This window comes from Halonotius sp. F2-221B (genome assembly GCF_046719765.1).
GTDB lineage: Archaea > Halobacteriota > Halobacteria > Halobacteriales > Haloferacaceae > Halonotius.
The window spans coordinates 39,232-51,031 of record NZ_JABEBY010000012.1 but is presented as its reverse complement, the minus strand read 5'-3'; the positions used below and the strand labels follow the sequence as shown (position 1 = coordinate 51,031).

Genomic DNA, 11,800 nt, shown 5'->3' with positions numbered 1-11,800 from the left:
GGTGTCTTCGAACCGTGAGTGCTTTGCCACGCCAGCGGGAACTGTTACCAGTGAGTTCCGACCGAACAAAAAGCGAGGGTACGGGTGACGACAACTACGTCCACGAGCCCGGCGGTCTCGACAGCGATGATGCCGCTGCGGGTGGTGACGCCGACATCGCCGCCGGAGCTTCGACCGACAACGACGCTGCCGACGAGGGGTTCGGTCAACAGGGGTGGCTGCTCGTCGCCGGCGTCGTCGGCTGTTTTCTGGTGATCCCGGGCGTGATCTACCTCCGGCCGGCCGTGCCTGCGGCCGCCGGGCTTCCGTTTTTTGCGACGTTTCTGGTGTTGCCGCTGATCCCCGCGGTCATTCTCGGGGCCTTGGCTGTCTGGTCGATGCGAGCGGCTGCCTGAAGACGCCGTCTGAGCCGCGGGAAACGAGAGGACGGTCAGGTGATCCACACTCGGATACCGAATAACATATACAACGACCCGCAGAGTACGTCACATGGACAGCAACGAGTATCGTGATCACGTCGAAACGCAGGTGTTGGATCACGAGTACGACCCACTGCCGCCGGAAGAAGCGAACCCGTTCGATCCGGTGTGGTATAAGGAAGACGAGGATCCGACGATCGGCCGGACGAAGGTCTTTATCACGATCAACGACGACCTCGATCTCGACACCGAGACGCTAAAGACAACGACCGAATCCTTCCGGACGCTTGTCGGATCGGCCTCGCCGCCAACCGATGGCTCCTTCCAGAATCTCTTTGGCTACATCGTCTACCCGCGGGCAGGATTCGACGAGGCGTTGATCGAGTTTGCGACCGAGGAGTTCACCGTCGCCAACCGGCGCACAAACGTGTTTCCGCTGCTGTATGATCTTGACGCCGAGACGCTCCACACCCACACCATCCCGCGGCTGAAGGGTCGAGGGTTCTATGAGAAACAGAAGTTCGACGCCGAGGAGCTGTTGACGCCGCACTCGGAGTGAGGTCGCCGACCGTCCGTCGGCAGCAGCTATTACGCCGTCCAGCCCGTTGGTATCGTATGAACGCTTCTGGCTCGCCGAACGCAGCATCCGCCACAGCTGACGATCGGCCGGGCGAATCCGGTGACGATCGATCAACCGAATCGGATGACGACCGGCCGGGCGAATCGCTCGTCGTCGAAACAAACGGGATCAGCCTCCACACACGACAGGCTGGCCCCGAGGATGGCCCACTCGTGATCTTACTGCATGGGTTTCCGGAGTTTTGGGACGGCTGGCACCGCCAGATCGAGCCGCTGGCGGCGGCCGGCTACCGCGTCGTTGTTCCCGACCAGCGCGGCTACAACCGCAGCGACAAACCCGACGGTGTCGCCAGCTACCACATCGAGGAGCTGGTCGCCGACGTGGTCGGCCTCATCGACGCCGCCGATCGGGAGACCGCGGCGGTCGCGGGCCACGACTGGGGGGCGGTTGTCGCGTGGTGGCTCGCGCTCAGCCATCCCGACCGGGTCAAGTCACTGACCGCGGTCAACGTGCCGCATCCGACGGTGATGGAGGACACACTTCGGCGCAGTCTCTCGCAACTGCGGAAAAGCTGGTATATGTTTGCGTTTCAGGTACCGGCCCTGCCGGAGGCGATCTCGACGGCCAACAACTGTCGGGTGTTGTCGCGGGGATTGACGAACAGCAGTCGCCCCGGAACGTTCTCGGCGGCTGATCTCCGGCGATACCGCGCGGCGTGGACACAGCCGGGGGCGGTGACCGCGATGATCAACTGGTATCGGGCGATGGGTCGGTATCGACCGCGACCGCCACAGCAACAGGTGTCGGTGCCGACGCTCGTTATGTGGGGCCAGCAAGACGAGTTTCTGGAATCGACGATGGCCGAGGAGAGTCTGGACTACTGCGACGATGGGCGGTTGGTGACGTTTCCGTCGGCGACGCATTGGGTGCTGCATGAGCGGCCCGAGGAGACGGCCGAGGAGTTGCTGGCGCATCTCGACGCGACGGTGTAGCGGCCGGTGTGAACACAGTCGCCGACGGCCTGCTTTTTACAGTTGAGCCCCTACCACCGCGTATGCTACTCGTGCGCGGTCACGGCGGCGGGACGGATCTCACGGGCACGGTCTTCGAGCGCGGCGAGGAGCCACCGAGCTACAAGGGCACCCCCGACGCGGACGCCCCCTACGTCTGGGTTTGTGATTCCTTCTATGCGGTCGAAAGCGGCGGCTCGCCGATCGAGGTCGACGGCGAGGAGGTGCGCATCGCCTTCGAGTCGCCGATGCCGCAGGGCTTCGAGACAAAAAAACAGGCCGTCGAGGCAGCCAAGGAACACGTCGTCACGCAGTTTGTCCGCATCGGCGTCGACAGCGACACCGTCGATGTCGAGGTCGAATCAGCCGAACCGACCGCTTAGCCGTCCTCCCAGCGAATCACGTCGTAGGTTTTCTGTCGCTCACTGTGGAGTTCACCCTCGAACTTTCGGCGGAGGGCCGCCTTTTCGGCCGCGCTGATCTTGGCGAGTTCGTCGGCTTTGTCGACCGCCCGTGGCGGCCCGCGTTCGGCGGCGACCTCCGAGAGAATCTGCGTTTGGAGTTGCTCGCGCATGGCCGGATCGCGGGTGATCGCATACGGGGCTTCGACCTTGTAGCAGAGGTCGTTTCGCGGATCGTAGATGACGAAAAACGTGACCTCATAACAGTCGGGATCGAGCTTGCGATCGACGCCAAGCGCGTCGCCGTCGGCCGCCATCGCGCCATCCGGCCCCCCACGAGAGATGAACCACGAGGTGACGGTGAGTTCGTCGGTGCGGCGATTTTCACCCGGTGCGGCCGCGACACCGGCTCCGGTGTCGCCGTCGTCGGACTGCTGTTCAAGCAGTCGCGTAAAAAAGCCGGTGTCGTCGGGCCACGGCGCGTCGAAGCCGGTGTCGCTGTCGGCGAGCGCGCCGGTGATCACCCGCGCCGAGGGGTTTTTCACGAAGCCGGCGATCGGCGTCTCCTCCTCAACGAAGCGTTCGACCAGCCGGACGTAGTTTTCGAGAACATTCGTCGGCCGCGCCTCGTAGGTCAGCGCGTCGAGTTCGGGGTTGCGATCCCGCCATGTCAGGATCTCCTTCGGATAGAGTGGCCCATCAAGCAGGAGTAGATCCTCGACCGTGTGGGCGTGCTCGCGGGCGTGGTGGCCCTCCGCGAGATACAGCGACAGCGCGTGGACGACGGCCTCGGCGTACCGGTTGACCGGCGGCGAGCTGATGACGCGGTGTTGGCTGTGGCCCTCGTCGTGGCGCACCCAATCAGTCTCCAGCGACCGGGTGCGATCGGTGGCGTGCACCGTCGCCACGATCGTCCGGGCGCGATGGACTGAGAGCTCGGAGGGATCGACCGCCATCGCGGCGTGGGCAAGATCGAGGACGACCCCATTTTTGAACGAGGTGGGGTTGATCGTCCCCGAGTCGATGCCGTGGACGGTCGGAAACGGTCGCTCCGCCAGTGCGATATCGTCGATATCGACACGGGCACGCGCTTGCTCGCCGAGCGGTTCGACGACAGTGCGGCCACGACCGTCGGTCAGTGGATCAAGCCACTCCGCCCAGACGGTCTCGGCGAAGTCGTCATGATCGCTGTCGTCGACCGAGTCGGCGACCGATCCCGCAAGCCGGGCGATGGCGTCAACGTGGATCGGATCGAGTGTCATACCCCTACCGGAGGCACCGATCGTAAAAAGAACCGTGGTGCCCGCGGTGTCGCTAGCCTCATACCGCTGGAGCCTGAATGGTCATCTATGTCGATACGCGGGGTCGCCTTCGACCTCGATTATACGCTTGCCGTTCCCGACCGCGACCGGGAAACCCTTCTGGCGGAGGCTGTCGACCAGGCCGATGCCCCACCGATCTCCCGCAGCGAGTACATCCAGGCCCACCGGAACCATCTCACAACCGAGAGCCGCGCGCCGATCTTCGCCGAACTGCTCGACGACGACACCACCGACACTGACCCCGACCAGCTAGCGACGGCCTACCGCGAAGCTGTCACCACCGCCCTCGTGCCGATCCCCGATGCCGAACAGCTGCTGCGAGAGCTGCGTGCCGACTACCGCGTCGGTCTCCTGACGAACGGCCCGGTTCGTGCCCAGCGGTCGAAGATCGAGTATCTCGGCTGGGAACCGCTGTTCGATACGACACTGGTGACCGGCGAACTCGCTGCTGGCAAACCTGACGCCGCCGCCTTCGACGCGCTGTTGACCGCGCTTGGCACAGCCCCCGAGGAGACGGTCTTTATCGGCGATACACCCGACGAAGATATCTCCGGTGCCGATGCGGCCGGTATCCATACCATCCAGGTGGTGTTTGATGGTGGCCCCGGGAAGGATCCGCGTGCGGATGCCTACATCGAGCGTGATCGGCTTGCGACCGACCTTGCAGGGCGTCTCGCCGCCTTCTGAGCGACGCTAGCGGTGTGGCGAGCGGGGTCAACGGTGGCAATTTGTGTCGTGGTCGACGAGAACTATATATTCGTTTAGTATTACTTCGAGTGTCGTCCTCCGCGCCCGAGGGACGACCCACCATCGGCACCGCCGAGGGAACCATAATCCATTTCCGGGCGATTTCATCCGGTGAACAGACGCGTCCGAAACACCCAGCACCGCCGCTAGGCGTCAACGAATACCTTGCCAATGGTCTCGGATTCGATCCCCCAGCCATCCTCTGGCTCGGCGGCTTCCGGCTTGTAGTAGCGGATCGCCTTGTGGCCGTCTGGAGCGGCATCGCTGAGATACGCTAGCTCGCTGATCTCGATCCAGTCGTCGCCGTCCGGTTGTTCTGCGCGAACCTCGGTGATACGACCGTCCTCGTCGGTGCGAATGTATCGTGTCATAACTCACACTCGTGGGCAAGCCACTGCGCTATCGATGCGACGCATCGATCTTGTATGTGCTGCGGTTGGGGGCGAAACGCGCACAGCCGTCGACCTTACGCGGTGGCCACCGGTAGCTCGTCGACAACGGCCTCGAAGACCGGCAGGACGCGCTTTGCCTCGACGCCGTCTGTGACGAGGAGCGTGGCGGCGTCTGTGTCTGTCGAACGCGTCCGAACGTCCGTCTCGGCGGCGGCCTCGACAGCGCGAGCCGACGCGACAGAAAATGTCACATGGGCGCGGTCGGGCCGGACGGAGACGGTGGCGATCTCGGTCGTCGCTGCGTCGACATCGCCTGCGGAGTCGGCGGCAAGCGTCGGTCGGCCGCGGTCGTCGGTCGTGAGGGCGTCGCTGTCGGCGACGTGAACCACCCGATAGGCGAACGCGCCATCGGCGGTCGGCTCGACATCAGGGTCGGCGTCGGCGACAACGACGTGGGCGAGGGCGGCCTGATCGCCGGTGAGTTCGCTGGCCAGCAGCTGGGCGATCCGTTTCCCATCGCTGAGTCGATCCTGTACCATACCTTGGTTCCCGGTTCCCAGACGCAAATCGGTTCGTGTTTGCCAGCCGATCGCTCACTCGCCGTCGCCGGCCAGCTCCCCCCGAACCGCATCGGCTGCGGTGTCGACAGCGATGCCTTCACGGGTGGCAACGAGGACGGCCGCCGCCTCCAGGGTGATCCCGAGTCGTCGCTGGGTTTCGTTGGCGGCGGCGACGGCCGCCTGTTTTTCCATCCCGGCGTCGGTCATCCGATCTAACAGCTGCTCGAAGGTCGACTGTTCGCGGAGGATGTCAGTGTCAGGCGTGTAGTTCGATGGAATGTCGACGGCATCGAGGTCGAAGGCCGCCACGAGGTCACCATCAGCCTTCTCCAGGAGGCCGCGGCCGACCGCCACATCGACCAGCCGCTTGGCCTGATCCGGCGAGAACCACTCTCTGTCGAGCGAGAGCGCGACGACAAACGCCCCTTCGCCCAGCCGGTCGGTGCCCTGCTGGCGGAAGGGGACGGCGACGGCGACCTTCAGGCTCATAGGAGAGGGAGACAACGAGGGCAACCTAACAGTTGCGACTTCCGGGGCGTTCCGAGCGATTCAAGTAGCTGCTGGTGGTTCTGGTGGGTATGAAAGATCAGGGACGCTCGGCGCGGAAACGCACCGGCGGCCGGCTCAAACACGCCAGCAAGAAGAAGCGACACGAACTCGGACGCGAACCCGCCGAAACGACCGTCGGCGAGCCGCGGTTCCAGATCATCGACTCCCGCGGCACCGAAGACAAACTTCGAGCGCTGTCGACAAACGTCGCCCAGCTCGCCGACGGCGGCGAGACGACCGAGGTCGAGATCGAGGATGTCGTCGAAAACCCCGCAAACGTCAACTACGCCCGCCGAAACATCATCACCAAGGGCGCGATCATCGAGACCAGCGAAGGCCAAGCCCGCGTCACCTCCCGACCCGGCCAGGTCGGCCAGGTCAACGCCGTCGCGCTGGAGTAACGAACCTCATCCGCTTTTTCGTCGCTTACAAACCGATCCCCACAGAACCCCTGGTATGAAACTCACCGATTTCGTCAGCCGGCTTGATGACCGTCTCGACACCGACGCCTACAACGATGTCGACGCCAGCGCAAACGGGCTGCAGGTCGGCCCCCCTGAAGCCACCATCGAGCACGCGGCCTTCGCTGTCGACGCCGCCACCGCAACCATCGGCGCAGCCGCCGACAGCGATGCGGATGTGCTGATCACCCACCACGGGCTCTCGTGGGGCGGGATCGAGCGCGTCACCGACCGCCAATACGACCGGATCGCCGCCCTCATTGACAACGACATCGCGCTGTACGTCTCCCATCTCCCGCTTGACGGCCACCAGACGCTTGGCAACGCGGCCGTCCTCGCCGATCAGCTTGGCCTCACCGACACCGAACCCTTTGGAACGATGGGGCCGGTGACTGTCGGCCAGCAGGGCACCGCGCCGGCATCGTTGACGCGCGGCGAATTGACGGCAACGCTCGACGCGGAGCTCGAAGCCGACGACGTACAGGTACTCGATTTCGGGCCAGAGGATATCGAGCAGGTCGCTATCGTCACCGGCAGCGGGACAGACTGGCTGGATGAGGCCCGCGAGATCGGCGCGGACACGCTGATCACCGGCGAGGGCAAACAGCAGGTCTACCACCGCGCGCGTGAGGCCGGGCTGAACGTCGTCTTGGCCGGCCACTACGCGACCGAAACCGGGGGTGTCCAACGCCTCCAAGCACTCGCCGACGACTGGGGGCTCTCGACAAGCTATCACAGCCACCCGACGGGGCTCTAAGAGCGATGTCAGACGACAGCGAGACAGCGCGGGTCACGCTCGCCTTTTCGCTGTCGGCGATCGAGCGGCTCGACGATCCGAGCGCGGTGTTTGCGGACGCCGAAACGTGGAGCCGATCGATCGGAATCGTTGACGGCGACACCGAGCGAATCCAGCAGGTCGTCGCCGACTATGGGCTACGCCAGGATTTCGACATGGCGGGTCGCGACAAGTGGTTCGCCCTCGAAGAGATCTGTGAGACGACGGAGACACCCCGGCATGTCTACATCGGCGCGAGTGATGAGGATATGCGGGTGTCGACACTGTTTTGCTGGGAGTACGTTCGCGTCACCGCGGCGGCCGAAAAGGCCGGCTGGGCGCTCGCCGAGCCGCGATCCGAGTCGGGAATCGTCGCTCGGCTGTTGGCATCGATTCGTTCCAGGCTTGAGTAGGGTACGCTCGTTGGACGCTGGCCTCATCTGGTCAAACCCATCTGAACTGTGATATGGGAGTATTCGAGGTGGTGCAGATAGCGGATATCCGTAGCAACATGTGTGCAAGTTGCATTGCAACACGCAACAGATCAAACTGAGTGCGTATCTGAATCGCTCAAACGTTCTTTGCAGTCTCCAGTAGGACATTATACTGATAGCGATAAACTCGCGTATGAAGCGTCGAGCACTGGTGGCCACTGTTCCTGCCGCATTGGTCGGAGTTGCCGGTTGTGTCGGCGGGCAACGCACTAATCCATCTGGTGAGCAAGCGCAGAGTGGTAACTCATCCACTGAGTCGCACTTTGAGATCACCAATCAACGCGACAATAAAATAGAAGTATCCGTACGACTCAAAGTTGGGCAGGACGCGCAAGCCGACTCTGAAGTGAATATCACAGATGAACGCGACAACGACTTAGAGGTATCCACGCGGACGAGGGATGGAAACCGTTCATTCGCCGTGGGGGATTTCGTGCTCGATGAAGGGGAGACAACGGAGTTTACAGCGCGGTTTGTCAATATGCAAGATGTTCTTGGGATGTCTATCGCTGTGACGGTTCTCAGTCCACAGACAACCACCTATGAGCAAAAAGAGGTTCCCGTAGGCGTTCCAGGGTATGCTATCAGAATCGAGTCGGATGGTATTGATGTAATATGGGCCGAAAATTAGGTGTAGATTACAGACAGTAAATACGGAGGATAGGTGTAGCAGATTCCCGTTTGCGAGATAGAATAGGGATTTATCTTGACACAGTGACGAGTGTTCGTATGGCAATTCTGGTGGCCTACGATGGTTCCGACCCGGCGCAGAAAGCCGTAAAGCGTGCGGTCAAAGCCGCAAACGACGAGGAGATCATTCTCTTACGTGTGATCGAAACGGCTGACGGAATGATCGAAGCAGGGTTAGACATCGTTCAGGATCGGCTCAAAGAACTGCAAGACAAAAAGACGAGTGAGTTGTCTGAGGAGATCAAAACACTCCTAGAGACAGAGGACGCGGAGTTTCGGATCGAAACTGTCGTCGGCAAGCCCTCTAGAGAGATTATCTCGTTCGCCGAGGAAAACGACGTGTCGGAGATTGTCATCGGGAGTCACGGCCGGGAAGGCATCTCCCGGGTTTTACTGGGGAACGTCGCCGAGAACGTCGTTCGACGATCCCCGTTCACGGTTATCGTCGTTCGCTGAGTGAGATCCGGGTTTCCTGTCTCACATCCCGTGGTGCCCCCTCCGATTTGAGGCTCTTGCCAAATTTGATGAAACAACTGTTTGCAGTGTGATATAGGAATGTGCGTGTTGATGAATATAGAGGTTCTACCCAGCAGTTGCTCCTCGGTGATCTCACACAGATTCAGCGAATTAGCCGGTCGTAGAACTGCTAATCGAACGCATATCAGCGAACACCGATACCTGAACTGGACAGTGTCCCTATCCCCTTCAGGTAAGATTTTTAAGTATTCCCAATATATTGGTAATCATAAGATGTATGAGGTGCTCGACAAAACGGCGGCTCAAGTCATCCTCGCTATCGAGAGTGGTGACTCAATCCGCAGCGTCGCCCAACACCTCCAGACACCGTACGAGACGGTGAGACAAAGTGTAAACCGTCTCGAAGACGCAGGGTACATTCACTACGACGACGGCCTCTTCGTCACTGATGATGACGTGAGAGACACGGCACGCGAATTCGTCGCTGCCAGTGCTGGCGTTAGTCCGCCCTCGATAGAGGAGGGATACGTTCTCCCACAGTTCGGTGACTGGCCGTTCGCGTTCACGCGGATCGACGCCGTCTACGTCTGGACGCAGGGGGGTTATCAAGTCGGTCGTGGCCCCGAGGACTATCCACTGTTTATCGCTGTTTGTGAGCAAGACGTTGACGCTTGGGAGGCGTTTTTCGAGTCGTTCGATCTTCCCACCGCATTCGACCGACAGCCACGAGACGAGTTCACAGGACCTCTACAGATCGTCCTCGAACCACGTTCGTCACTTACCATCGAGCACGTCGAGGGACACCCAGTCATCCCACGAGCCGAGACCATCGAATATATGCGCGAGCACTACGCCCAGTTCCAGTCGGCACTCGCAATGCTCGACCGGATGTACGAAGACCTCAACCTCGGCGTCACGTATCGAGAGACGGAACGGGCTCAGCCATGAGCTTCCACAACCGAAGTGACGCACTTATCGAACTGCTTGAGGAGATCACGCAAGCGGGACACGAGTACGTCCTAGTTGGCGGATACGCTGTCTCAGCGTTCAATGCTCGTTTCTCCACGGATCTCGATATCGTTGTCGCACCGGACTCCAAGGCTGAATGCGCCGAGTTCCTCGAACGTCAGGACTTCGAAGAAACCGACAGTCATGCCAAAGAGTGGTTGTACGACACCGAAGTGATCGAATACGAGAAGCGACTCACGCCACAGCAGCCGATCGGCTTCGATCTGCTAGTGAACGGACTTGGGTGTCGCCAGACGGAGGCGCAGTGGTCTTTCGATTACCTCTACGATCATAGCCACCAACAGCAAGTAAGTGGTGGAACAGTGACTACTACAGCTAGAGTCATCGATGGGGCCGTTCTCGTAGCTGCAAAGCTCCACAGCGGGCGTGAAACAGATATTCGGGATGTCTTGGCGGTTGCAGAAGAGATCGACCTCGACACGGTTACAACCCACCTGCTCCGAGGAGATGACAATGCGCTGCGGGAGCAGCTTGCGGAAGGACTAGAGATCTTGGAGAGCGACGAACTCAAGCACGGTTATCGGAGTGATTTCGGGGCCTCAGCTGTCTCAGAAGGAACGGTCTCCGCTCTGCAAGAGTTTCTGAACGAACAAATAAATGCACTTGCTGGGTCGTAATCTTCCCGACTAGCGTTCGATTATGACTCTTGCCTAATCTGATGAAAACAGCTGTCTGAAGTGTGATATAGGAATGTGCATGTTGATGAATATAGAGGTTCTATCTATCACCAACGCACGAGATCACGGTTGCGTTTTAGTATTGGAAATTATACACGCATCACTCGGTCGAAACATCCTGCCATGATGACTCACCAAAGAATGACTGAAGTGCCATGAGAACACCCACGTACGTTCCAAAGACAACGATTACGAACGGAACTACAAGTGCCAGCACTAAACTGCCGAGTGGGTTTGCTCCAAACATTTGGAGGGGCATCATGCCATGCAATGAGATCTGCTCTAGAATAATATTGTCGAATTAGGGCACAACTAACCTACGTTTGTTGCTTTTGAAAATGGTCAATTCGCGCCCGCCATCTTGTACTGCAACCCCTGACAAAATCAGATGAGATCGGTTTGCTATAGAACAACTCCTCGTCGAACAGCACCAACAGCGAGTTACGCGTCGTCGACACCGCCATCGGTCGCCGGCGCGGCCAACAAGGCGTCGAGTGTGTTGACGCGATAATCGCCGAGCACGCACCGCCCCCGGGTGTCGTGACCGTGGCGTTCGACGTGGACGCTATCAAGGCCGGCGTTCCACGCAGCCCCGATATCAACAGCCGCGTCGCCGACGAGCGCGCCGTGATGGTCGGTGTCGACGCCCAATCCGTTCATCGCCTGCCGCACCGGCTGAGGATCGGGTTTCCAGCCGAGTTCGTCGGTACAGCAGACGACGGTATCAAACCAATCGTCGATATCGAGATGGCGCAACACGGGATCGGTCAAAAACTCCTGGCAGTGGGTGACGAGGCCGACCGGCGTTGATCGGTCGGTGATTGTCCGGAGGAACGTCGCGGCGTCATCGTGGAGATAGGTCGCTTCCGCGCGCTGTTGGGGCTCCTCGATCTCGTGGAAGGCATCCCAGAACGGATCGGGGTCGATCCCCCACTCCTGCAGTGTCGCGTTTCGCGGGCCACCGAGGCCATGCCAGAGGATCTCGGCTTCCCGGTCGGTGAACCGACGGCCAAGTCGCTGACCGACGCGGTCGAAGACGCCACGGATGTAGGCCCACTCCGCGTCGATCACCGTCCCGTCGAGATCGAACAGCCAAAAGTCGTAGGCGTCGGCGACCATCGGCCGAAAGCTACGGCGGGCAGCTATATGTGTGTTATGCCGGCTCGGAGGCCGAATCGGGACAAACCATTATGCCGAGATGGGAGCTATACCGAGAC

At 60.7% G+C, this 11,800-nt stretch carries 17 protein-coding genes; 12 read left to right on the top strand and 5 right to left on the bottom strand.

What is annotated here, in order from left to right:
* Window positions 1-50 precede the first annotated feature (50 nt).
* The 4 genes from HKK80_RS10105 to HKK80_RS10090 all read left to right on the top strand — a co-directional run bounded on the left by HKK80_RS10105 (window position 51) and on the right by HKK80_RS10090 (window position 2,392).
* Window positions 51-395 (top strand): hypothetical protein, encoded by a 345-nt coding sequence (locus HKK80_RS10105; protein ID WP_411799474.1) that lies wholly within the window; start codon window positions 51-53, stop codon window positions 393-395.
* A gap of 94 nt (window positions 396-489) precedes the next feature.
* Window positions 490-978, top strand: a complete 489-nt coding sequence (locus HKK80_RS10100; protein ID WP_411799473.1) for a hypothetical protein — start codon at window positions 490-492, stop codon at window positions 976-978.
* Window positions 979-1,034: 56 nt separating this feature from the next.
* Entirely contained in the window at window positions 1,035-1,991 is a 957-nt protein-coding gene (locus tag HKK80_RS10095) for an alpha/beta fold hydrolase (protein WP_411799472.1), read from the top strand.
* 62 nt (window positions 1,992-2,053) lie between these two features.
* The gene (locus tag HKK80_RS10090) at window positions 2,054-2,392 is read left to right on the top strand and encodes a hypothetical protein (RefSeq protein ID WP_411799471.1); all 339 of its coding nucleotides are present in this window, start codon (window positions 2,054-2,056) and stop codon (window positions 2,390-2,392) included.
* Here HKK80_RS10090 and HKK80_RS10085 read toward each other — a convergent pair.
* Window positions 2,389-3,672 carry a DNA double-strand break repair nuclease NurA gene (locus tag HKK80_RS10085; RefSeq protein WP_411799470.1) on the bottom strand — a complete coding sequence of 428 codons (1,284 nt, stop codon included), beginning with the start codon at window positions 3,670-3,672 and terminating at the stop codon, window positions 2,389-2,391. The genes HKK80_RS10090 and HKK80_RS10085 overlap by 4 nt on opposite strands.
* 87 nt (window positions 3,673-3,759) lie before the next feature.
* On the opposite strand from HKK80_RS10085, the gene HKK80_RS10080 reads away from it, so the two are divergent.
* On the top strand, window positions 3,760-4,419 hold the full coding sequence (locus HKK80_RS10080; RefSeq protein ID WP_411799469.1) for an HAD family hydrolase: 660 nt from the start codon (window positions 3,760-3,762) through the stop codon (window positions 4,417-4,419).
* 206 nt (window positions 4,420-4,625) lie between these two features.
* Here the strand turns inward: HKK80_RS10080 and HKK80_RS10075 are convergent, their stop codons facing one another.
* From HKK80_RS10075 to HKK80_RS10065, 3 genes are all read right to left on the bottom strand, one after another.
* Window positions 4,626-4,850 carry a hypothetical protein gene (locus HKK80_RS10075; RefSeq protein WP_411799468.1) on the bottom strand — a complete coding sequence of 75 codons (225 nt, stop codon included), beginning with the start codon at window positions 4,848-4,850 and terminating at the stop codon, window positions 4,626-4,628.
* Window positions 4,851-4,945: 95 nt separating this feature from the next.
* Window positions 4,946-5,410, bottom strand: a complete 465-nt coding sequence (locus tag HKK80_RS10070) for a hypothetical protein (RefSeq protein ID WP_411799467.1) — start codon at window positions 5,408-5,410, stop codon at window positions 4,946-4,948.
* A gap of 54 nt (window positions 5,411-5,464) precedes the next feature.
* Window positions 5,465-5,920: a DUF2240 family protein gene (locus HKK80_RS10065; protein ID WP_411799466.1), complete on the bottom strand. Its 456-nt coding sequence runs from the start codon at window positions 5,918-5,920 to the stop codon at window positions 5,465-5,467.
* Window positions 5,921-6,009: 89 nt separating this feature from the next.
* Here HKK80_RS10065 and HKK80_RS10060 point away from each other — a divergent pair, with 89 nt between their 5' ends.
* The 7 genes from HKK80_RS10060 (at window position 6,010) to HKK80_RS10030 (ending at window position 10,523) form a co-directional block, all read left to right on the top strand.
* Entirely contained in the window at window positions 6,010-6,381 is a 372-nt protein-coding gene (locus HKK80_RS10060) for a 30S ribosomal protein S8e (protein ID WP_411799465.1), read from the top strand.
* A 55-nt stretch (window positions 6,382-6,436) separates the two neighbouring features.
* The gene (locus HKK80_RS10055; protein WP_411799464.1) at window positions 6,437-7,198 is read left to right on the top strand and encodes a Nif3-like dinuclear metal center hexameric protein; all 762 of its coding nucleotides are present in this window, start codon (window positions 6,437-6,439) and stop codon (window positions 7,196-7,198) included.
* Window positions 7,199-7,203: 5 nt separating this feature from the next.
* The gene (locus HKK80_RS10050) at window positions 7,204-7,629 is read left to right on the top strand and encodes a hypothetical protein (RefSeq protein ID WP_411799463.1); all 426 of its coding nucleotides are present in this window, start codon (window positions 7,204-7,206) and stop codon (window positions 7,627-7,629) included.
* A 214-nt stretch (window positions 7,630-7,843) separates the two neighbouring features.
* A complete protein-coding gene (locus tag HKK80_RS10045) occupies window positions 7,844-8,341 on the top strand; it encodes a hypothetical protein (protein WP_411799462.1) in 498 nt (165 codons plus the stop codon).
* A 98-nt stretch (window positions 8,342-8,439) separates the two neighbouring features.
* Window positions 8,440-8,856, top strand: coding sequence for a universal stress protein (locus tag HKK80_RS10040; protein WP_411799461.1), 417 nt, complete (start codon window positions 8,440-8,442; stop codon window positions 8,854-8,856).
* A 294-nt stretch (window positions 8,857-9,150) separates the two neighbouring features.
* The gene (locus HKK80_RS10035; protein WP_411799460.1) at window positions 9,151-9,825 is read left to right on the top strand and encodes a helix-turn-helix domain-containing protein; all 675 of its coding nucleotides are present in this window, start codon (window positions 9,151-9,153) and stop codon (window positions 9,823-9,825) included.
* Window positions 9,822-10,523, top strand: coding sequence for a hypothetical protein (locus HKK80_RS10030; RefSeq protein ID WP_411799459.1), 702 nt, complete (start codon window positions 9,822-9,824; stop codon window positions 10,521-10,523). Before HKK80_RS10035 ends, HKK80_RS10030 begins: the two co-directional genes overlap by 4 nt.
* 501 nt (window positions 10,524-11,024) lie before the next feature.
* Here HKK80_RS10030 and HKK80_RS10025 read toward each other — a convergent pair.
* On the bottom strand, window positions 11,025-11,702 hold the full coding sequence (locus HKK80_RS10025) for an HAD family hydrolase (protein ID WP_411799458.1): 678 nt from the start codon (window positions 11,700-11,702) through the stop codon (window positions 11,025-11,027).
* Window positions 11,703-11,800: the final 98 nt, after the last annotated feature.